We start from the raw sequence: 20112 nt of genomic DNA on the forward strand, positions 1-20112 counted from the left end.
GGTCACCGGCGGAAGCCACCCCCGCCGCCGCCCCGGCCTCCACCGCTGAAGCCGCCCCCGCCGCCTCCGAAGCCGCCCGCCCGGCCGGAGCTGGCGAGGCTCTGGTGCCCACGCTGGCTCTGGCGGCTGGCGAGCGATCCCTGGTCGATGCTGGAGAAGGCGTTGCGGCCGCTCCCCGGATCGGGACGGTCCATGGTGCCGGTCCGCCGGTCCGCCGACCGCTGGGTGGAGGTGTCGCCGAGGCCGGAGGCGCGCGGCTGATCGGCACGCCGTTGGTCGGCGCGTTGTTGATCGACACGCGGTTGCTCGGCTCGGGGGCGGTCGGCGCGTTGCAGATCGCCGCGCTGCTGATCCAGGCGCGCGCCTTGGTTCGGCGTCTGCGACAGCCCCTGCCGGATCTGCGCGGAGTTGACCGGCGCGTTCACCGCCCGTCCGCCCGCCGCCGCCTGGGTGCGGCGGACCTCCTGCCGTCCGATCTCGGTGTTGTTGGCCCGCCAGCGGTTCTCGCTGTTCTGCGACACGCGGTTCATGCGGGTGTTCAGGTTCTGATTGTTGATGTTGACGTTGCGGTTGACGTTCACGTCCCCGCGGTAGATGCCGTTGTCGTTCCAGGACAGCGCATAGCCCAACGCCGTACCGAACACCGCCCCGGTGAAGAAGGTGGCCGCCGGGCTGTAATAGTAGGGGTAGGGCGGAGAATAGTAGTAGGGCGGCGGCGCGCCGGGGGCCGTCGCGTAGACGACCGTCGTCGGGTTGTAGCTGGGCACGTAGACCACCTCCGGGTCGGCGGAGCGCACGACGATGGTCTCCTTCTCCGTGATCGTCTCCGTGGTCACGACGCGCTTCTCGTCCGACGCCAGATTCCCGGCGTCCCGTGCGGCGCGGCGGAAGCTCTGCACCGCGGCCATCACGTCCTCCTGCTGGCGCACCACCGCCTCGCCGAGCTGCTGTGTCCAGTCGAGGTCGTCGTTCATCAGGCGGACGACGTCGGGATAGTTCAGCAGGGCGACCACGCTGGGGTCCCACTTCTTGGGCGGGGTCAGCTTCGGGTCGGTGCTGCGCTTGTCGAGGAAGCGCTGCGCCTCCACGATCTGAAGCGGCTGGGTGGCGGCGGGCAGGACGAGGGCCAGAAGGTCGTCCGGGTAGAGCGCGACGCGGCCCACCAGAGTCTGCAACTGCGCCGCCGTCAGCGGGGTTCCGCCGTCCGTGGCGGCGGCCGCGCCGGAGCCTTGCGACACCGGCTGCGCGCAGGCCGCCGGAGCGTTCAGCATCAGCGCCGCGACGAGGAGCAGGGCCGGACCGCGCAAGCAGTTCCGGGGCAAGGAGTTCCGGGGCAAGGAGTTCCGGGGCAGGGAACTCCGGGCGCTGTGGTGCGGGCGCGTGGATGGCATGGCGCTCTCCTGTCGCTGGTCCTCGTCCTTCACAGGGGCGTCCTTCACCGGGGCGTCCGTCGCAGGAAAGCAGCTTAGCGGAGGCCGGCGCCGCAAAGCGGTCCGGCGGGGTTAGTTACCGTTCCAACCCGCCCCACTGGCCCGGCCCGATTACGGTAACTTACGCCCGCCGCCGTGCCGGGGGTGCCGGATGCCCGTGTACTGTCGCCGACAAAATTCCTTGTCTTGTCCCCTGTCGCGGAGAGATCGCCATGCAACGCAGAGTCCGTGCCTTCCTCGCGGTGCTTCTGACCGGCGCGGCTCTGGCCGGCTGCACGCCGGCTTCCGAAACGCCGCCGTCAATGACGCCGTCCGCCGCGGCGCCCACGGGTGTCGAAGCGACGCCGCGGCTGTCCATGGTCGAGAACGTCCGCTCCGCCGCCAAGGTCCGCGGAATCGACAAGGCGGCGCGGACCGTGATCCTGCAATTCCCAGACGGGCGGGAGGAGGCGGTGACCGCCGGGGACGAGGTGCGGAACTTCGACCGCATCAAGGTGGGGGATACGGTGCAGACCGAATATGTCCGCCTGACGAACATCGTCACCCAGCCGCCGGGCGGTGGGCCGGGCGTCGTCGAACGGAGCAGCGTGGACCGCGCCGCGGTCGGCGAGATGCCGCGCGCGTCGGCGGTGACCACGACCCAGGTGACGGAGGTCGTCGATGCCGTCGATCTGGGGAGGCGGACGGTCACCCTGCGCGGGCCGCAGGGCCGCGTTCGCACGGTCCCGGTGCCGCCGGAGGTGCAGGGGCTGGAAACGGTGAAGCGCGGCGACGAGGTTGTGATCCGCCGGACGGAGGCCGCTGCGATCACCGTGATGCGGTAGGGGAGATGCGATAAGGGGAGAGAAAGACGAGGCCACCGATGAGGGAAGGTGGCGCGAGTGACGGGACTTGAACCCGCGGCCTCCGGCGTGACAGGCCGGCGCTCTAACCAACTGAGCTACACCCGCAATATGGCTCCGGATGCTGGACTCGAACCAGCGACACGCGGATTAACAGTCCGCTGCTCTACCGACTGAGCTAATCCGGAACGGAGGCCGGCTTATAAGCCCCTTTCCGGGGGCTGGCAAGGGAAATCGAACCACCCGTTGGATTTTCCCTGCCGTGCCCGCCGGAGCGACGCAGGGCCGTGACAATGGGGCCGGAATGTGGCGAAAGCCTCGCGCACCGGTTGACACGCGGCCCTGCTTTCGCTTCCTTCCGGCCCCGGTCCCGTCTCCTGCCGCTGGTCCCCGCTCCCCATGTCCAAGGTCGTTCCCTTCGCCCAGGCGCGCGAAGCCCTCCTCGCCCGCCTCACCGAGCAGCTTCCCCCCTCCACCGAGTGGGCCGGGCGCCTGATGCTGATGCCCGACGGAAACCGGGTGGAGCCGATGCCGGCGGCGGAAGCCGTGGAGGTGCTGCGCGCCTTCCGCGCCGGGATCGGCGAGGCCATCGGCGCCGCCCCCTGCTCGGTCGGCGGCATGTGGCTGTCGCGGGAGGATTGCCTGGATTGGGACGGGCTGCTGGCTCCGCTGGCGGTGGCCGCCGGCTATGTGGTGGCCGGGGCGACCGGCGGCGCCGGCCTGTCGGTGGAGTTGTTCCGCTGCAAGACCGCGCTGGCCGGCTGGGGCGTGCGGGGCTTGCGCGGCGAACCGGCGGTGGCCCGCTCCGCCGGCTACGCCGTGGTGATGGTCAGCCGCCGCCCGGACGATCAGGAAATCGTCCTGGACCGCGTGATGGACACCTTCGGCTTCGTGATGCGCAGCCAGGGCGAGCCGGTGGTGGAGCCCGGCGATCTGAACGCCCGTCTGGCGCGCCGGGCCTGCCCGCTGCGCCGGTAAGGGGACGGTTACCGGTTCGGCGCGTCGGCCTGGACGATGCGGGCGACGGTCTGCAGACGCTGCACGTCGCGCACTTCCAGAACGATGCCCAGGTTCAGCGCGGCGAGCGTGTCCGCCAGGGACCGGATGCTGTCCCGCACCCGGTCCAGCGCCTCGGGGCCATGCTCCGATTCATTGCCGAGGGAACTGACGAAGGCATTGATTTCCAACTGCATTTACGCCGGTCTCCGCCGTTGGTGGTGAGGGCTGTCCCTTAAGGCGTTAACCCGGCCCGCCGATCCCGTCCACGACTCTTGCGCCATAGGTCGGTGGGGAAGGCGGTTTCTCCACTAGATATAGACTCTCCGGAAGCGCAGAGGCTCGCCGAAGCGGGGGACGGCGAAACGGGCGGGATCGACCGCCTGTTCGGCCAGGGCGTGATGCAGCGCCTGGACGGGGGCGTCGATGCCCTCCGCCGTCAGTTGGAAGGTTCCGAAATGCATCGCGACGCTCTGCCGCGCCCCCAGATCACGGTGCGCCCGCACGGCCTCCGCCGGATTCATGTGCTGGGCGGCCATGAACCAGCGCGGCTCGTAGGCGCCGATGGGCAGAAGCGCCACGTCGATGGCGCCGAACCGCCGCCCGATCTCCCGGAAATGCGGGCAATAGCCGCTGTCCCCCGCGAAATAGACGGCGGCTTCCGGCGTCTCCACGACGAAGCCGCCCCACAGGGTCTTGCGCCGGTCGAAGGGGCCGCGGGCGGACCAGTGCTGTGCCGGGACGAAGGTGATGCGGGTGCCGTGCGGGCCGGGCAGGCTGTCCCACCAGTCCAGCTCGTGCACCGCGTCGAACCCGGCGCGGCGCATCATCGGCCCATTGCCCAACCCCGTCATCACCCGCGGCACACCGCGCCGCCGCGCCAGATGGCGGAGCGTGGGCGCGTCAAGGTGATCGTAGTGATTGTGGCTGAGCAGCACCGCGTCGATGGTCGGCAAATCCTCCATCCGCACCGCGGGCGGGCGCACCCGCTTCGGTCCCAGCCGCCCGAAGGGGCCGGCGCGCTCCGAATAGACGGGGTCGGTCAGGAAGGCCGCCCCGCCGATCTGGATGAGGAAGGTCGCCTGCCCGATGAAGGTGACCGCCACCTCCCCCCGCGCCGGGGCGACCGGGCGGAAGGGGCGGTGCGGCTCCGGCTCCGGCGGGGACCAGCGGGGGCCGCGCGCCTTGTAGAGCCGCCAAAGGTCGCGCGGGGTCTTGTCCGTGTCGGCGTGCGGGTTGAAGAAGCGGCGCCCGTCCCAGTGGTCGGACGGGACGGCGGGAAAGCGGGGCTGGCTGTCGTCGCGCGGCATGACTCGAGAAGTGGGGTGGTGCGTCGGCTTTGGCTAGACCGCCGCCTATGGCGCGGCAGCCCGTCCGCTCATTCCCGCTCATTCCCGTCTTGATTTGCCGATCCGGCGGCGAGCGCCCAGAAGGTCTCCGCCGCCGGGCTCTGGCGGGCGCGGGGGCGGTACAGGCGCACCTCCACCGCGACGTCCCACTCCGGCCCGCCGGCCCGCGCCAGGGTTCCCTGCGCCAAATCCTCCGCGATCAGGCTTTCCGGCAACCATGCCACCCCACGCCCGTCGCGCGCCAGCGTGCGCAGCACGGCGGCGAGGTGCGAGGTGAAGACCGTCTCCAGGGCCACCGGTCCGGGAAAGCCGCCGCGCGCCGCCGTGACGATGCGTCCCATGCCGGATTCGGGGCTGTAGGCCAGATGGGGCAGGGGGGTTCCGCTGCCGCCCAGGGCGTGCTGCGGTGCGCCGGTCCCGTCCGGCGCCGACACCGGGACCAGACGGTCGCTCCCCACCGCCGCCGAACGGAAGGCCCCGGCCTCCAGCCGGGACGGCGCCGCCGCGTGGGCGTGGCACAGCAGGAACTGCGCCTGCCCCTGCATCATCACCTGCTCGCACGCCTGCATGCTGTCGGACAGCAGATGGATGGCGCCCAGCCGCGCCTGTCCCTCCAGCATCCGCAGCCAGTTCGGAAAGAAGGTCAGCGACAGCGCGTGGGTCGCCGCGAAGCGCAGCGCCGTGGCCGCCGCCCCGCCAGCCAGCCGGGCTTCCTCCCGCCCCTGCAACAGGCGGCGCACCGTCTCGTCGGCGAAGGGGCGGAAGCGGCGCCCGGCCTCGGTCAGCCCGACCGGCTGGATGCTGCGGTCGAACAGCGGCGTTCCGGTCCAGTCCTCCAGCGCGCGGATGCGGCGGCTGAAGGCCGGCTGGGTCAGGTTGCGCCCTTCCGCCGCGCGGGAGAAGTTGCCGCACTCCGCCAGGGCGAGGAAATCCTCAAGCCAGTTCAGTTCCATCGCCGATCCATCCGCCCGTTCATCCGCCCATTCATCCGCCCATGCCGAACGCGCATCATGCGATTTGAAACTGGCATTGGCCGCGCGCGCCCGTCCATCCCTATCGTCCGGTCCGGAACAGCGACAGAGAGCCAAGGGGAAGCGGCGCCATGCGCATCGTGGAGATCCGGGAAAAGACCGTCGGCATCAAGTCCGACATCGCCAACGCCTACATCGACTTCAGCCAGATGACCTGCTCCACCGTGGCGGTCATCACCGACGTGGTGCGGGACGGCAAGCCGGTGATCGGCTACGGCTTCAACTCCAACGGACGCTACGGCGCCGGCGGCCTGATGCGGGAGCGCTTCATCCCCCGCCTGATGTCGGCCACCCCCGACAGCCTGATCGACGAGGCGGACGGCAACCTCGACCCGTTCAAGGTCTGGGCGCGGCTGATGACCAACGAGAAGCCGGGCGGCCATGGCGAGCGGTCCGTCGCCGTCGGCACCATCGACATGGCGGTGTGGGACGCCGTGGCGAAGATCGCCGGAAAGCCGCTCTACCGCCTGCTGGCCGACCGCTACCGCGGCGGAGTCGCCGACGAGTCGGTGTGGGTCTACGCCGCAGGCGGCTACTACTACCCCGGCAAGGGGGTGGAGGCGCTCCAGGACGAGATGCGCAGCTACCGTGACCGCGGCTACAAGGTCGTGAAGATGAAGATCGGCGCCACCTCGCTGGAGGACGACCTGCGCCGCATCGAAGCGGTGCTGGAGGTGGTCGGCGACGGGCGGAACCTCTGCGTGGACGCCAACGGGCGCTTCGACCTGAAGACCGCCGTCGCCTACGCCGAGGCGCTGAAGCCCTACGATCTCTTCTGGTACGAGGAGGCCGGCGACCCGCTCGACTACGCGCTCCAGGCCGAACTGGCGAACCACTATGACGGGCCGATGGCGACCGGCGAGAACCTGTTCAGCCACCAGGACGCCCGCAACCTGATCCGCCACGGCGGCATGCGCCCGGACCGCGACTGGCTGCAATTCGACTGCGCGCTCAGTTACGGCCTCGTGGAGTACATGCGCACGCTGGACATGCTGGCGGAGAACGGCTGGTCCAGCCGCCGCGTGGTGCCGCACGGCGGGCATCAGATGTCGCTGAACATCGCCGCCGGTCTGCATCTGGGCGGCAACGAATCCTACCCGGACGTGTTCAAGCCCTTCTGCGGCTTCGCCGACAGCATCGCGGTGGAGGACGGGCGCGTCCGTCTGCCGGCCCTGCCCGGCATCGGGTTCGAGGACAAGGCGGAGTTGTTCCGCACCATGCGCGAGGCCCTGGAGACCGGTGCCTGAAGCCCGCGCTCCGATTCGCGGCGCACCCTGTACGGGCGGTATAGGGCGTTGACTCGCGCTTCATCATCCTCACATGCTGTTGCGGTGTTCAACAGTTTTGAAAGGAGGTGATCCAATGTCTCATGGAGCCAAGCCGGTAGCCGTCCTGTTCGGTCTCGCCGCCCTCCTGACGGCGGGGATCGCCAGCGCGGAGTGCTCCTCCAGCCACAGCGCCAGCGCCGGAACGCAGAAGCCGGCCAGCGATACGGTCGCCACCGGCGACCGGGCACCGGGCAGCACCCGCGGCTGATAACCGCAACGATGCACCGGCAGCACCATGCCGAACGGGCCGTTCCCCACACCGGGGGACGGCCCGTTTTCTTTTTGGCGCCTTTGCGGGGAAAGCCGAAGACGCGGCGTCAGGATATCGAGACTTTCCTGTAATCAAGCTGTGCGCTTCTGTCTCGCGAAAGATTTCGCCGCAAGGAGTGCCGCGAATCCAGCGGTGATGTACCGCGTCTCCACGGGCGTTCGGCCCCACGAAGCGTCAACGGCGTGGAGGTACTCTTGCAGACTCACCATGAACACGAGAACGGTTTCGGCGCGGCCTGTTGCGGCAGCCCTCGGCATAATTCCCGCCGGACCTTTCTGAAGATCGCCAGCCTGGGCGCCGGCGCCGCTCTGATGGCGCCCCTGATCCCCGTCCCCGCCCGTGCGGGCAGCAATGTCGAGGCGCTGCTGCTCTCCTGCATGGATTACCGGCTGGTGGACGACACCGCCCGCTACATGGACGGGCGCGGGCTGACCGACAATTACGACCATGTGGTTCTGGCCGGCGCATCGCTCGGCGCCTTGACCGATCGGAAGAAGGCGTGGGGCGAAGCGTTCTGGGATCATGTGGCGGTCGCCAGGCAGTTGCACCGGATCAAGCGCGTGATGGTCCTGGACCATCGCGACTGCGGCGCCTACCGCGTCTTCCTGGGGCCGGACGTGGCGTCCGACCCGGGGAAGGAAACCGCGGTCCACGCGGCACAACTCCGTGCGCTCGGCACCGAGATCAAGGCGCGTCACCCCGATCTGGAGGTGGAGTTGCTGTTGATGGCTCTGGACGGCAGCGTCGAGGTCATCGCCGAGGCGGCCTGAGGCGCCTTCGAATGTCCACGATCGGAGAACGGTCGCGGATTCCGCGGCGCCGGAGCATCGGACGATCCGTGCTCCGGCGCCGTTATGATTCGTATGCGAAATAGTCGGTTGAGGCGCGCTCGTCCATTTGGTAAATGCAAGGTAAGGATGTGGCCGGCGGGGTGGCGGGGCACCGTTGCCGCGAATGGGGCGGCTTGCATCCAACCCGGGGCGCCGTCCCCTTCCGCCGCGCATCACCGGGCTGTCGATGAGCATTCTCACACGCCTCGTCCTGCTTGTTCTCCTTGCCAGCCTTCCGGCCATCGGCCTGCTGGCGCACAACAGCCTGACCGCGATCGAGGCGGGCGAACGGCAGGCCGAGACGGAGGCCCGCCGCCTTCTGACGCTGATCCAGGACGAGCAGCAGCGTGTGGTGGAAGGCATGCGCGGCGTGCTGGTGACGGTGGCCGAAATGGCCCCGAGGCTCGCCACCGATCCGCAGCAGTGCTCCAGCATCCTCGACCGGCTGCGCAACCGGCTGCCGCGGGTGAAGGGCATCGCGCTGACCGATCTCGACGGCTCCGTCCGCTGCGCCAGCGATGCCAAGATGAACGGTCTGGAGGTGGCCGCCATGCCGCACATCCGCATGGCGCTGCACGGGCAGAGGTTCGTCGTCGGCGATTACGCGGTGCGGCGGCTGGACGGGCGCCCCGTGCTGCCCTTCGCGGCTCCTTACACCGACGCGGCGGGGCGGATGGCGGGGGTGGTGTCGATCGCGCTGGACGCCGGCTGGCTGCGCGACTATCTGGCGGAAAAGCCGCTGCCGCCGAACGCCATGCTGGTGCTGGCCGACCGCAACGGCACCTTGCTGGGCCACTTCCCCGGCGGCGACCAGCGGGTGGGGCAACCGCTTCCCGAACCGCTGATGGGCCTGCTGCGGGCGCCGTCTGAGGGCGTGGCCGAAATGCCCGGCCTGGACGGGGAGGCGCGGATACTCGCCTACGCCCCGGTGGATCAGAAGGTCCGCGACCTGTTCGTGGCGGTCGGGCTGGACCGGGGGCAGGCGTTGCTCCCCGTCACCGCGGCGGCGCAGCGGAGCGCCTTCCTGCTGGCGCTGGCCGCCGCGCTGTCGCTGGCCGCCGCCTGGATCGGGGTGCGCCTGTTCGTGCTGCGCCCGGTGGCCCGGCTGAAGCGGGTGGTGGAGCGCTGGAGCGCCGGGGACCGGGAGGCGCGGATCGGGCGTCCGCAGGACCGGTCGGAAATCGGCGCGCTGGGCCGCGCCTTCGACGCCATGGCGGACGAGCTTCAGGCGCGGGAGCACGCACGCGACGCCGCCCACGCCGCCGAGCACCGCATGGCCGCGATCCTCGCCGCGTCCACCGACGCGGTGGTGGAGTTGGACCGCGAGGGCCGCGTGACCTTCGCCAACGAGCGGGCCGCACGCCTGTTCGGCGACGGCGGGGACCTGTCGGGCCGCTCCTTCGCCGGCCTGCTGCCGGCCGGTGCCGTGGAGCCCTTCACGGAGCGTCTGCGCGACGCGCTCGACCGGCGTGAGCCGGAGGAACTTGAAATCCGGCTGGACGGCGGCGACGAATGGCACGCGCTGCGCCTGTTCGCCACCGGCGACCGGCTGGCCGTCTATATCCAGGACGTGACCCGCCGCAAGCAGGACGAACGCGCGATCCGGCGGGCGGTGGAGCGCCACCGTTCCCTGCTGGAGACCGCCGCCGACGCGATCCTTCTGGTGGACGCGAACGGCACGGTGCACACCTTCAACCGCGGTGCGGAGCGCATCTTCGGCCACAGCCCCGCCGATGCGGTCGGCAGCGACGTGCGCCGGTTCATTCCGGACGGCCTCCTTCCGGAGAAGCTGGCGCCGGAAGGGCTGGCCGAGGGCGCCGCGCGGGAGGTGGAGGGGCGCCGCCGCGACGGCCTGACGGTTCCGCTGGAATTGTCGCTGTCGGCCTGGAGCGACGGCGGCGACCGCTTCTTCACCGCCATCCTGCGCGACATCACCGAGCGCAAGCGCACCGAGTCGGCCTTGCGCCGCGCCAAGGACCAGGCGGAGCGGGCCAACCGGGCCAAGTCGCGCTTCCTCGCCGCCGCCAGCCACGACCTGCGACAGCCGGTGCAGTCGCTGTTCTTCCTCACCTCCGCGTTGGCCGAACAGACCCGCGGGAGTTCCGGCCACGGCACGCTGAAGACCATGCAGCAGGCGCTGGAGGCGTTGAAACGCCTGCTCGACGGGTTGCTGGACATCTCCAAGCTCGACGCCGGGGTGGTGGAGCCGGTGTCCACCACCGTTCCGATCCAGCCCATCCTCGAACGTCTGGCCGCCGAATACGCGCCGGAGGCGGCGCGGCGCGGCCTGACCCTGCGCGTCGTTCCGACCTCGCTGCACGCGCGCAGCGACCCCATGCTGCTGGAGCGGGTCGTCCGCAACCTTCTGGACAACGCGCTGCGCTACACGGAACGGGGCGGGGTGCTGCTGGGCGTGCGGCGGTCGCGCCGCCGCTTCCACCTCGCCGTGTGCGACAGCGGGACCGGCATCCCGCCCGACCGCCAGGAGGAGATCTTCGAGGAGTTCACCCAGCTCGGCAACCCGGAGCGCGACCGGGAGAAGGGGCTGGGCCTCGGCCTCGCCATCGTGCGGCGGCTGTGCGCGCTTCTCGGCCATCCCGTCGCCCTGCGGTCGCGGCCCGGCCACGGTTCCGTCTTCCTGGTCACCGTGCCCGCCGCCGAGCCTCCCCGTCCCGTTCCGGCGACGGTTCCCGCGGTTGGCATGACGGAGGGCGGCGGGTCTCGCCTCGTCCTGGTGATCGACGACGAGGTCATCATCCTGATGGGGCTGCGCGCCATGCTGGAGGGCTGGGGCTACGAGGTCATCGCCGCCACCGCGGGGGATGAGGCGATCGGCCTGCTGGAGAAGGCCGGGCGCTGCCCCGACGTGATCCTGGCCGATTACCGGCTGCGCAACGGCAAGACCGGGCCGGAGGCCCTGCGCGCCATTCACGCCCATTGCCGGACGCCGATCCCCAGCATCATCCTGACCGGCGACACCGCCCCCGAGCGCATCGTGGAGGCCCAGCGCAGCGGCTTCGCCATCCTGCACAAGCCGGTGTCGTCCCATCACCTGAAGCAGGTGGTGGCCGAAGCCGGGCGCCGCTGAGGGCGTCCCGGCTCCTCCCGGCTCCTGCGGTGTCGCCTACCGGGCCTGCACCAGCGCGTGGCGCTTGCGCCCGGCGGACAGGCGGATGCGGCCTTCGCTGTCCAGGTTTGCGCTGCCCAGGTCCGTCAGGGTGAGCAGCGCCGCCTCGTCGGTGACCGGGGTGCCGTTCACCCGCGCGCCTCCGTCGCGGATCAGCCGCCGCGCCGCCCCCTTGGAATCGGCCAGCCCGGCGGCGGCCAGCAGATCGGCCAGCCGGACCCCGGCGGCGAGATCGGCGCGGGCGATCTCCACCGTGGGCAGACCGCCGCCGGCTCCGTCCTCCTCGAAGACGCGGCGGGCGGTTTCCCCGGCCTGGACCGCGGCCTTCGCCCCGTGGCAGAGGGTGGTGGCCTCATGGGCGAGGATCTTCTTGGCCTCGTTGATCTCCGACCCCTGGAGCGCTTCCAGCCGGGCGATCTCGTCCAGCGGCAGTTCGGTGAACAGCCGCAGGAAGCGGCCCACGTCCGCGTCCTCCGTGTTGCGCCAGAACTGCCAGAAGTCGTGCGGGCTGCGCCGGTCGGCGTTCAGCCACACCGCCCCCGCCGCCGTCTTGCCCATCTTGGCGCCCGACGCGGTGGTCAGCAGGGGGGTGGTCAGGCCGAACAGCTCGGTCCCGTCCACGCGGCGGGCCAGCTCGATCCCGTTGACGATGTTGCCCCACTGGTCCGACCCGCCCATCTGCAACCGGCACCCCTGGCGGCGAGACAGCTCCAGGAAGTCGAAGGCCTGGAGGATCATGTAGTTGAACTCCAGGAAAGTCAGCGGCTGCTCGCGGTCCAGCCGCAGCTTGACGGAATCGAAGCTCAGCATCCGGTTGACCGTGAAATGCCGCCCGATGTCGCGCAGCATGGGGATGTAGCGCAGCTCGTCCAGCCAGTCGGCGTTGTTGACCATGACGGCCCCGGTCGGCTTCTCGCCAAACGACAGGTACTGGGCGAAGGCCCGCCCGATGCCGGCCATGTTGGCGGCGATCTGGGCATCGTCCAGCATGGGGCGGCTGGTGTCGCGGAAGCTGGGATCGCCGATGCGCGTGGTCCCGCCGCCGATCAGCACGACGGGCCGGTTGCCGGTCTTCTGGAACCAGCGCAGCACCATGATCGACATCAGATGCCCGACATGCAGGCTGTCCGCCGTCGCGTCGAAACCGATGTAGGCGCCGACCGGCCCCTGGCGCAGCAGGGCGTCGAGGCCCGACAGGTCGCTGCCCTGGTGCAGGAATCCGCGCTCGTCGAGCACGCGCAGGAAGTCGGACTGGAAGGGACTGGAAGCGGCGAGGGTCGCCATCTCGAAAATCTCCGGAAGGGAAGGGCCGCGTCCCGGAGATCATCTGTCGAAGCACATGCCGCCGGTCCGCGGCGGCATGGTTCAATTGGTCAAGACCGAACGCGCCGCCCTATGGGAGCAGCGTATAATAGCGGCAGGCGTGGTGCGGGCGCGTCGTCATGGCGGGAAAGCTAGGCATCCGGCGGCGTGCCGTCAAGGGACTCGTGCCTTTCAAAGTGGCAGGAAGAGCGTAAACGTTCTCTTTACGTTCCTTCATTCCGCCGGTATCCTCCCCCTTATGGATGAGATCCCGCGACAGGCCCTGAAAGGACGGGGGGCGATCAGCAACGCGACCTCCCGTTACGAGCGGGAGACGCGGGTGCTGGCGGACGACGGCTGGGGTGAGAACGACGCCGTGACGGAGACCGTCCCGACGCAGGTCTTCGACGACACGGCCCGCTCGATCCTGTCCAGGAACAACTCGCCCGACGTCATCTTCGAACGGTCGGTGAATCCGTACCGGGGGTGCGAGCACGCCTGCGTCTATTGCTTCGCCCGCCCGACCCACGCCTATCTCGGCCTGTCGCCGGGGCTGGATTTCGAGACGAAGATCTTCCGCAAGGCCCGGGCGGCGGAGCTTCTGGCGGCGGAGCTGCGCGCCAAGTCCTACCGCTGCCAGCCGCTGGCGCTGGGGGCCAACACCGATCCCTACCAGCCCATCGAGCGGGAGCAGCGCATCACCCGCGCGGTGCTGGAGGTCTGCCGCGACTTCAACCAGCCGGTGATGATCATCACGAAGTCGGCGCTGGTCCTGCGCGACCTGGACATACTGGCGCCCATGGCGGAAAAGGGGCTGCTGAACGTCGCCCTGTCCATCACCACGCTCGACCGCGATCTGGCGCGCCGGCTGGAGCCGCGGGCCAGCACGCCCGCCCGGCGGCTGGACGCCATGCGGGAACTCACCGCCGCCGGGGTGCCTGTAGCCGTGCTGGCGAGCCCCATGATCCCGGCGCTGAACGACCACGAGCTGGAAGCGATCCTCACCGCGGCGGCGGAGGCCGGGGCGACCCAGGCCAACTACATCCTGCTGCGCCTGCCCCTGGAGATCGCCGATCTGTTCGAGGAGTGGCTGCGCGAGCATGCCCCCAACCGCGCCGACCGCGTGCTGAGCCTGATGCGCCAGTGCCGGGAGGGCGAACTGTACACATCCCGGTTCGGCACCCGCATGAAGGGCTCAGGCCCGGTCGCCGAACTGCTGTCCAAACGCTTCAAGCTGGCCTGCAAGCGTCTCGGCCTGAACGCCCGCGATGCCGATCTGAACTGCGCCGACTTCAGGCCCCCTCCGGCGCCCGGCGATCAACTGACGCTGCTGTGACCGTCCCGGCGCCGGAGCGCGCGGTCACCCGTCCGTCTCCGCGGTGATTCCGTGCTTGCGCAGCTTCGCGTAGAGGTTGGTGCGCGACAGGCCGAGGCTCCTCGCGGCTTCGAGCTTGTTGCCCTTCGCCTCGTCGAGCGCGGCGAGGATGAGCGACCGCTCCAACGCGTCCACGGCTTCGGCGAGTGGACGCTTTCGGGCCGACGCCGGCGGGCGGTGGTCCGCGGCGCCCGGCAGGATGTCCGCGAAGTCTTCGGCCAGGATGCGTTCCCCTTCGGTGCGCACATAAACCTGCTCGATGACGTTGGCCAGTTCACGGACGTTTCCGGGCCAATCATGCGCGTGCAGACTGTCCAGCGCCGCGGGCGTGAGATCGCGCATCGGCTGGTCGAGGCTCACGGCCATCCGCTCCGAGAAGAGGGAGGCGAGGATTTCCAGATCCTCCCTGCGGTCGCGGAGCGCCGGCAGGTGGATCGGGAAGACGTTGAGCCGGTAATAGAGGTCCGACCGGAAGGTCCCGCCGCGCACCATGTCCGGCAGAGGCCGGCTGGTCGCGGCGATGATGCGGACATCGACCTTGATGACCTGGTTTGACCCGAGCGGTTCGACCTCGCGCTCCTGCAGAACGCGCAGCAGCTTGGCCTGGAGCGGCAACGGCATGTCGCCGATCTCGTCGAGGAACAGCGTGCCGCCGTGGGCGAGCTGGAATTTGCCGGGACGCGGCTGGCGCCCGGCGCCGGTGTAGGCGCCCGGCGCGACGCCGAAGAATTCCGCTTCCAGCAGAGTCTCGGGAACCGCCGCGACGTTGACGCCGACGAAGGGGCGGTCGACCCGGTCCGAGGCCGCGTGGATCGCCTGCGCCACCAGCTCTTTTCCAGTCCCCGTCTCGCCCAGCAGCAGCACCGCCGAGTTGAACTGGCCCGCCTTGCGCACCAGCCGCTTCACCTGGAGCATCGCGGGGCTGAAGCCGACCAGATTCTCGACCGTGTATTTCGGCACCCGGCTGGCGGCGAGTTCCTGTTCCATGCGGGCGAGGCGCGATTGCAGCTTGTTGAAGCGGTCGGCGATGGGCCGGAGGTAGGTCAGGCTGTTCTTCAGGGCGAAGGCGAGGGCGCCGATGATCTCCCCCCGCTCGTCGCGCAGGGGCAGGCGGCTCACCAACAGCGTGTGCTCCCCATACCGCATGATGTCGAGCGGGAAGGAGCGGCCGGTCTCCACCACGTCGCGCATCTGGCTGTGCGGAATGACGCGCTCGATGGGTTGCCCCACCACCTCGGCCAGCGAGCGGATTCCCAGCAGCGCCTTCCGCTTGTCATCGAACCAGACATGCTTATCATTGGACCAGACGATGCGCGCGTCCTTGTCGACCAGAATGGCGCCGTCGATCATCTCGTCGATCATCACCATCAGCGCGCGCGCCGCAGCGAAGTGCTCGTCCCGTCCCGCCGGCATGGCCCATCTCCCGGTCGATCCACGCTCTGTCAATATTCTGAACACTCTTTGTCAAAATTCCGCACACGGCGAAAGCCCTGATTTGTCGGGCTGAGCGCGGTTCGGGGTGGTCCGATGTCCGGAATCACGACCATTCCGCTTGCCGACATGCCCGCCCGGCTGGCGCAACCCTTTCCATAGCAACGATTTTCACTCCTGGCACGCCCCTTGCTATTGTTGCTTCAAGAAAATATGGGCTTGACGGACAATCGGCCACGCAGCCGTTGACGCCGCATCCCTTCAGGGAGGAAAGCACAGGGCATGGCACGCCAGCGTATTGGAATCATCGGCGCCGGGCTGATGGGGCACGGGATCGCGCAGGTCTTCGCCGCCGCCGGTCACCGCGTCGATGTGCAGGAGCCCGATCCCGACCGGCGGGCCGGGATCGTCGATCATGTCCGCCGCAACCTCCAGGGGCTGGGTTTGGACATCGCCGCCGCGGAGCGGATTCGGCCCTGCGAAACGCTGGATGATGCGGTCGCAAACGCGGACGTCGTCATCGAGGCGGTTCCGGAGGACCTGGAGCTCAAGCAGCGGATCTTCGCGGCGGTCGAGGCCGTGGCACCGCCCCATGCGCTCCTGGCGAGCAACACGTCGGTGATCCCGATCACCCGGATCATGGAACCGCTCCGGGACAAGTCACGCGCCATGGGCACCCATTGGTGGAATCCGCCCTACCAGATCCCGCTGGTCGAGGTGATCCAGACCGCCGACACGGACGACGCGGCGGTTGCCGCGATGATCGGTCTCCTGGCCTCGGTCGGCAAGATGCCGGTGCATGTGCGCAAGGACGTCCCCGGCTTCATCGGCAACCGCCTGCAACACGCGCTCTGGCGCGAGGCGATCGCCCTCGTCCAAAACGGCGTGTGCGACGCCGAGACGGTGGACGCCGTGGTCAAGGCCAGCTTCGGGCGGCGCCTTGCCGTTCTGGGGCCGCTGGAGAACGCCGACCTCGTCGGCACGGATCTGACCCTCGCGGTGCATGGGCACGTCCTGCCGGACCTCGACCGGACGCCCGGACCGCTGCCCCTGTTGCGCGACCTCGTCGCGTCGGGGCGGCTCGGCATGAAATCCGGCGCCGGCTTCCGGACCTGGACGGACGCGCAGCGGACCGAGACCCACGCACGCCTGTCCGCCCACCTCCGGCGGCTGGACAACATCGAGCGCGCGTGACCGGGCGACCGCCGGACCCTCACCCCCTCATCCTATTCGTGCCGGACACACAGGAAACCCACACATGGCCGCACCACAGAAGAAGGTCATCATCAGTTGCGCGCTGACGGGGTCGATCCACACCCCGACCATGTCGGACGCGCTGCCGGTGACGCCCGACGAGATCGTCGAGCAGGGAGTCGGCGCCGCCGAAGCCGGAGCGGCGATCCTGCACCTGCACGCCCGCGATCCCCGCACCGGCCAGCCGACGCCGGACCCGGCGGTGTTCATGCAGTTCCTGCCGCGCCTCAAGCAGTCGACCGACGCGGTGCTCAACATCACCACCGGCGGGTCGCTGAACATGACGGTGCAGGAGCGCCTCGCCGCTCCGCTCCAGGCCCAGCCGGAGATGTGCTCCCTCAACATGGGCTCGATGAACTTCGGCATCTTCCCGCTGGCGGACCGCTACAAGGACTGGAAGCACGATTGGGAGGAGCCCTATCTGCGCGGCACGGACGACTTCATCTTCCGCAACACCTTCCGCGACATCGCCTACATCCTGGAGCATCTGGGGGAGGGCTGCGGCACGCGGTTCGAGTTCGAGTGCTACGACGTCGGGCACCTGTACAACCTCGCGCATTTCGTGGATCGCGGGCTGGTGAAGCCGCCCTTCTTCGTCCAGACGATCTTCGGCATTCTCGGCGGCATCGGCGCGGAGCAGCGCAACCTCCTCTTCATGCGCGAGACCGCCGACCGGCTGTTCGGCACGGATTACGAATGGTCGGTTCTGGCGGCGGGCCGTCACCAGATCCCCTTCACGACCATGGCCGCCGTCATGGGGGGCAACGTCCGGGTCGGGCTGGAGGACAGCCTGTACCTCAGCAAGGGCCGGCTGGCCCGGAACAGCGCGGAGCAGGTGGCAAAGATCCGCCGCATTCTGGAGGAACTGTCGCTGGAGGTCGCCACCCCCGCCGAGGCGCGTGCCATGCTCGCCCTCAAGGGCGCCGACCGGGTGGCCTTCTGAACGGCAAGACGCTCCAACGCCCCCCAACGCCCACAGAGGGACAGAGATGCGAAACAGAAACGCCGTCATCACCGGTTCCACCACCGGCATCGGACTGGCGACCGCCCGCGAACTCGCCGGCCGCGGCTGCCATGTGATGCTCAACGGTTTCGGCGACCGTGCGGAGATCGACCGGTTGTGCGCCGAAATCGCGGCGCAGAGCGGCACGAGGGTCGTCTATTCGGGGGCCGACCTCAGCCGCCCGGACGAGGCGCGGGCCATGATGGCGGACGCGGCGGCGGCGCTGGGTCCCATCGACATCCTGGTGAACAACGCCGGGGTGCAGCATGTGGCGGCGATGCACGAATTTCCCGACGACAAATGGGACCTGCTGCTCGCGGTCAATCTCAGCGCCGCCTTCCACACCATCAAGGCGGCCCTTCCGGCGATGCGGGAACGCCGCTGGGGGCGCATCGTCAACACGGCGTCGGTCCTCGGCATGGTCGGCGCCCCGCACAAGCCGGCCTATGTCGCGGCGAAGCACGGCGTCATCGGCCTGACCAAGTCCGTGGCGATCGAGGTCGCCGGGCACGGCATCACCTGCAACGCGGTGTGCCCCGGCACCGTGCTGACCCCCATCATCGAGAAGCAGATCGCCCAGCAGGCGCAGGTCACCGGCCTGCCGGAGGAGCGGGTGCTCCAGACGGTGTTCCTCGACCGGATGCCCACGGGCCGGCTGGTTCCGCCGGAGGAGGTCGCGGCGGCCATCGCCTTCCTGTGCTCCGACGCCGCCGCGTCGATCACCGGCGCCGCCATCCCCGTGGACGGCGGCTACACGACCCATTGAGTCCGCTTTCGGGGGTCGGACGACCGCCCCAACCATCAAGAACAATCACCATAGGGAGTGAAACCATGCGCAGCATCCTTCTGTCGGGCCTTCTCGCCGGCGCCGCCTGCGCCGCCCTGGTGTCCGGCACGGCCCAGGCCCAGATGTCGGACAACGTCATCAAGATCGGCATGCTGTCGGACCGCTCCGGCATCTACGCCGACATCAACGGCGAGGGTTCGGCGGTGGCCGCGCGGCTGGCCGCCGAGGAGTTCGGCAACGCCATCAACGGCACGAAGATCGAGATCATCGTCGGCGACCACCAGAACAAGGCGGACATCGCGGCCAACCTCGCGCGCCAGTGGATCGACGTGGAGAAGGTGGACGTCGTCGCCGACGTGCCCAACTCCGCCGCGGCGCTGGCCGTGCAGGGCATCACGCGGGACAAGAAGCGCATCTTCCTGATGTCCGGACCCGGCTCCACCGACCTGACGGGCAAGGATTGCAGCCCCTACGGCTTCCTGTGGACCTGGGACAACCACGCCGTGGCGTCCTCCACCGCGCGCGCGCTGGTCGAGCAGGGCCGGAAGAGCTGGTTCTTCGTCACCGCCGATTACGCCTTCGGCCATTCGCTGGAGTCCGAGGCCGCGAAGACCGTCAAGCAGCTCGGCGGCACCATCAAGGGCGGCGTGCGCCATCCGCTGGCGACCTCCGACTTCTCGTCCTTCCTGCTGCAGGCCCAGGCTTCGGGCGCGGAGGTCGTCGCCTTCGCCAACGCCGGGGGCGACACCATCAACGCGGTCAAGCAGGCCGCCGAGTTCGGCATCCCCCAGGGCGGGCAGACGCTGGCGGGGCTGCTGCTGAACGTCAACGACATCCACGCGCTGGGCCTCGACACCGCGCAGGGGCTGATGCTGGCGAACTCCTTCTACTGGGACATGAACGACGAAACCCGCGCCTGGTCGAAGACGTTCGAGGAGCGCACCGGGCGCAAGCCGTCGATGAACCAGGCGGGCGTCTATTCGGCGGTCAAGCATTACCTGAAGGCCGTGCAGGAGGCCGGCACCGACGACGCCGACACGGTGGCCGCCAAGATGCGCGGCATGCCCATCACCGACATGATGATGAAGAACGCCAGGATCGCCGACAACGGGCGGATCTTCAACGACATGTATCTGGCGCAGATCAAGACCCCCGGCGAGTCGAAGGGGGCCTGGGATTACTTCAAGATCCTCAAGACCATTCCGGGCGAGCAGGCCTACATCGATCCGAAGGACAGCGGCTGTCCCCTCGTGAAGTGATGGCCAGGGAGGGGCGCGCCGTCCGGTGCCCCCTCCACGTCCGCTTCATCCGGCGCGGCACAGCTCCGCCAGCGCCCGGAACCCGGCGGCGAAGGTGTTCCGGCCCACCTGCTCGCGCAACGTGGGCAGGTCCTCTGGCCGGCAGTCGAAGTCGGCCCACCATTCGCCGAAGGTCCGGTTCCCTTCCGTCACCTCGTGCAGGCGGAACGTCGCGACATAGTCCGTGAGCGGCAGGGGGGATTCGAGGATCGTGTAGGTGTAGAAGTGCTCGCGGTCGCTGAAGGACACGAGCTGTTCGCGCAGCCGCCCGCCGGGCGTGAGCCCGAAATTGCGGACGCACCCGACCGTGTCGCTGCGCAGCCCGTCCTCGATGTGGCTGTCCGCGATGATGGGATGCCAGGCGTGGTGGCCGTTGAAGTCCCGCGCCTTGTCCCAGACCTGTCCGATGGGCGCGTCGATGACGGCGCTGACGTAGACCCGTGGCATGCTTTCCTCCC

Annotated in this window: 18 protein-coding genes and 2 tRNA genes; 11 read left to right on the forward strand and 9 right to left on the reverse strand. The window is 69.4% G+C overall.

All coding sequences use genetic code 11. From position 1 onward, the window contains the following. Window positions 1–2 precede the first annotated feature (2 nt). Entirely contained in the window at window positions 3–1391 is a 1389-nt protein-coding gene (locus DS843_RS17480; RefSeq protein WP_286192156.1) for a DUF3300 domain-containing protein, read from the reverse strand. A 251-nt stretch (window positions 1392–1642) separates the two neighbouring features. On the opposite strand from DS843_RS17480, the gene DS843_RS17485 reads away from it, so the two are divergent. Beyond that, complete coding sequence (locus tag DS843_RS17485) at window positions 1643–2254, forward strand: hypothetical protein (protein WP_149470141.1); 612 nt, start codon at window positions 1643–1645, stop codon at window positions 2252–2254. 49 nt (window positions 2255–2303) lie between these two features. On the opposite strand, the gene DS843_RS17490 is transcribed toward DS843_RS17485, so the two are convergent. Further along, window positions 2304–2380, reverse strand: a tRNA-Asp gene (locus tag DS843_RS17490). Window positions 2381–2384: 4 nt separating this feature from the next. Then, window positions 2385–2460: transfer RNA gene (locus DS843_RS17495), tRNA-Asn, on the reverse strand. Window positions 2461–2671: 211 nt separating this feature from the next. Here DS843_RS17495 and DS843_RS17500 point away from each other — a divergent pair. Further along, the gene (locus DS843_RS17500) at window positions 2672–3250 is read left to right on the forward strand and encodes a hypothetical protein (protein ID WP_149470142.1); all 579 of its coding nucleotides are present in this window, start codon (window positions 2672–2674) and stop codon (window positions 3248–3250) included. An 8-nt stretch (window positions 3251–3258) separates the two neighbouring features. On the opposite strand, the gene DS843_RS17505 is transcribed toward DS843_RS17500, so the two are convergent. The 3 genes from DS843_RS17505 to DS843_RS17515 form a co-directional block, all read right to left on the reverse strand. Next, entirely contained in the window at window positions 3259–3465 is a 207-nt protein-coding gene (locus tag DS843_RS17505) for a hypothetical protein (protein WP_149470143.1), read from the reverse strand. Between the two features lie 114 nt (window positions 3466–3579). Continuing rightward, complete coding sequence (locus DS843_RS17510) at window positions 3580–4578, reverse strand: MBL fold metallo-hydrolase (protein WP_149470144.1); 999 nt, start codon at window positions 4576–4578, stop codon at window positions 3580–3582. Between the two features lie 68 nt (window positions 4579–4646). Beyond that, on the reverse strand, window positions 4647–5570 hold the full coding sequence (locus DS843_RS17515) for a LysR family transcriptional regulator (RefSeq protein ID WP_149470145.1): 924 nt from the start codon (window positions 5568–5570) through the stop codon (window positions 4647–4649). Window positions 5571–5719: 149 nt separating this feature from the next. On the opposite strand from DS843_RS17515, the gene DS843_RS17520 reads away from it, so the two are divergent. From DS843_RS17520 to DS843_RS17535, 4 genes are all read left to right on the forward strand, one after another. Beyond that, window positions 5720–6895, forward strand: coding sequence for a mandelate racemase/muconate lactonizing enzyme family protein (locus DS843_RS17520; RefSeq protein WP_149470146.1), 1176 nt, complete (start codon window positions 5720–5722; stop codon window positions 6893–6895). A gap of 115 nt (window positions 6896–7010) precedes the next feature. Then, complete coding sequence (locus tag DS843_RS31255; protein WP_167525352.1) at window positions 7011–7184, forward strand: hypothetical protein; 174 nt, start codon at window positions 7011–7013, stop codon at window positions 7182–7184. A 257-nt stretch (window positions 7185–7441) separates the two neighbouring features. Next, a complete protein-coding gene (locus DS843_RS17530; protein WP_149470148.1) occupies window positions 7442–8017 on the forward strand; it encodes a carbonic anhydrase in 576 nt (191 codons plus the stop codon). A gap of 247 nt (window positions 8018–8264) precedes the next feature. Then, entirely contained in the window at window positions 8265–11165 is a 2901-nt protein-coding gene (locus DS843_RS17535; RefSeq protein WP_149470149.1) for a PAS domain S-box protein, read from the forward strand. A 36-nt stretch (window positions 11166–11201) separates the two neighbouring features. Here DS843_RS17535 and tyrS read toward each other — a convergent pair whose 3' ends face one another. Next, window positions 11202–12488: a tyrosine--tRNA ligase gene (gene tyrS / locus DS843_RS17540; RefSeq protein ID WP_149470150.1), complete on the reverse strand. Its 1287-nt coding sequence runs from the start codon at window positions 12486–12488 to the stop codon at window positions 11202–11204. A gap of 277 nt (window positions 12489–12765) precedes the next feature. Between tyrS and DS843_RS17545 the strand changes: the two genes are divergently transcribed. Beyond that, window positions 12766–13842, forward strand: coding sequence for a PA0069 family radical SAM protein (locus tag DS843_RS17545; RefSeq protein ID WP_149470151.1), 1077 nt, complete (start codon window positions 12766–12768; stop codon window positions 13840–13842). A gap of 24 nt (window positions 13843–13866) precedes the next feature. Here DS843_RS17545 and DS843_RS17550 read toward each other — a convergent pair whose 3' ends face one another. Next, window positions 13867–15294: a sigma-54 interaction domain-containing protein gene (locus DS843_RS17550; protein ID WP_149470152.1), complete on the reverse strand. Its 1428-nt coding sequence runs from the start codon at window positions 15292–15294 to the stop codon at window positions 13867–13869. A gap of 300 nt (window positions 15295–15594) precedes the next feature. Between DS843_RS17550 and DS843_RS17555 the strand changes: the two genes are divergently transcribed. The 4 genes from DS843_RS17555 to DS843_RS17570 all read left to right on the forward strand — a co-directional run bounded on the left by DS843_RS17555 (window position 15595) and on the right by DS843_RS17570 (window position 19615). Continuing rightward, a complete protein-coding gene (locus DS843_RS17555) occupies window positions 15595–16506 on the forward strand; it encodes a 3-hydroxyacyl-CoA dehydrogenase family protein (protein ID WP_149470153.1) in 912 nt (303 codons plus the stop codon). Between the two features lie 64 nt (window positions 16507–16570). After that, the gene (gene kce / locus DS843_RS17560; RefSeq protein WP_149470154.1) at window positions 16571–17509 is read left to right on the forward strand and encodes a 3,5-dioxohexanoate:acetyl-CoA acetone transferase; all 939 of its coding nucleotides are present in this window, start codon (window positions 16571–16573) and stop codon (window positions 17507–17509) included. Window positions 17510–17555: 46 nt separating this feature from the next. Beyond that, entirely contained in the window at window positions 17556–18335 is a 780-nt protein-coding gene (locus DS843_RS17565) for a 3-hydroxybutyrate dehydrogenase (RefSeq protein WP_149470155.1), read from the forward strand. A 65-nt stretch (window positions 18336–18400) separates the two neighbouring features. Then, entirely contained in the window at window positions 18401–19615 is a 1215-nt protein-coding gene (locus DS843_RS17570) for an ABC transporter substrate-binding protein (RefSeq protein WP_149470156.1), read from the forward strand. Window positions 19616–19660: 45 nt separating this feature from the next. Here the strand turns inward: DS843_RS17570 and DS843_RS17575 are convergent, their stop codons facing one another. Continuing rightward, on the reverse strand, window positions 19661–20101 hold the full coding sequence (locus DS843_RS17575) for an SRPBCC family protein (protein ID WP_149470157.1): 441 nt from the start codon (window positions 20099–20101) through the stop codon (window positions 19661–19663). Between the last annotated feature and the right edge of the window lie 11 nt (window positions 20102–20112).

The organism is Roseomonas genomospecies 6 (assembly GCF_008365375.1).
Lineage (GTDB): Bacteria > Pseudomonadota > Alphaproteobacteria > Azospirillales > Azospirillaceae > Azospirillum.

What these genes read in the sequence shown, in the direction of transcription:
- DS843_RS17555 (WP_149470153.1), top strand. Translation starts at nt 15,595, where the DNA reads ATGGCACGCCAGCGTATTGGAATCATCGGCGCCGGGCTGATGGGGCAC.
- DS843_RS17485 (WP_149470141.1), top strand. Translation starts at nt 1,643, where the DNA reads ATGCAACGCAGAGTCCGTGCCTTCCTCGCGGTGCTTCTGACCGGCGCG.
- DS843_RS17545 (WP_149470151.1), top strand. Translation starts at nt 12,766, where the DNA reads ATGGATGAGATCCCGCGACAGGCCCTGAAAGGACGGGGGGCGATCAGC.
- DS843_RS31255 (WP_167525352.1), top strand. Translation starts at nt 7,011, where the DNA reads ATGTCTCATGGAGCCAAGCCGGTAGCCGTCCTGTTCGGTCTCGCCGCC.
- kce (WP_149470154.1), top strand. Translation starts at nt 16,571, where the DNA reads ATGGCCGCACCACAGAAGAAGGTCATCATCAGTTGCGCGCTGACGGGG.
- DS843_RS17565 (WP_149470155.1), top strand. Translation starts at nt 17,556, where the DNA reads ATGCGAAACAGAAACGCCGTCATCACCGGTTCCACCACCGGCATCGGA.
- DS843_RS17520 (WP_149470146.1), top strand. Translation starts at nt 5,720, where the DNA reads ATGCGCATCGTGGAGATCCGGGAAAAGACCGTCGGCATCAAGTCCGAC.
- DS843_RS17500 (WP_149470142.1), top strand. Translation starts at nt 2,672, where the DNA reads ATGTCCAAGGTCGTTCCCTTCGCCCAGGCGCGCGAAGCCCTCCTCGCC.
- DS843_RS17505 (WP_149470143.1), bottom strand. Translation starts at nt 3,465, where the DNA reads ATGCAGTTGGAAATCAATGCCTTCGTCAGTTCCCTCGGCAATGAATCG.
- DS843_RS17535 (WP_149470149.1), top strand. Translation starts at nt 8,265, where the DNA reads ATGAGCATTCTCACACGCCTCGTCCTGCTTGTTCTCCTTGCCAGCCTT.
- DS843_RS17575 (WP_149470157.1), bottom strand. Translation starts at nt 20,101, where the DNA reads ATGCCACGGGTCTACGTCAGCGCCGTCATCGACGCGCCCATCGGACAG.
- DS843_RS17480 (WP_286192156.1), bottom strand. Translation starts at nt 1,391, where the DNA reads ATGCCATCCACGCGCCCGCACCACAGCGCCCGGAGTTCCCTGCCCCGG.
- tyrS (WP_149470150.1), bottom strand. Translation starts at nt 12,488, where the DNA reads ATGGCGACCCTCGCCGCTTCCAGTCCCTTCCAGTCCGACTTCCTGCGC.
- DS843_RS17570 (WP_149470156.1), top strand. Translation starts at nt 18,401, where the DNA reads ATGCGCAGCATCCTTCTGTCGGGCCTTCTCGCCGGCGCCGCCTGCGCC.
- DS843_RS17550 (WP_149470152.1), bottom strand. Translation starts at nt 15,294, where the DNA reads ATGCCGGCGGGACGGGACGAGCACTTCGCTGCGGCGCGCGCGCTGATG.
- DS843_RS17515 (WP_149470145.1), bottom strand. Translation starts at nt 5,570, where the DNA reads ATGGAACTGAACTGGCTTGAGGATTTCCTCGCCCTGGCGGAGTGCGGC.
- DS843_RS17510 (WP_149470144.1), bottom strand. Translation starts at nt 4,578, where the DNA reads ATGCCGCGCGACGACAGCCAGCCCCGCTTTCCCGCCGTCCCGTCCGAC.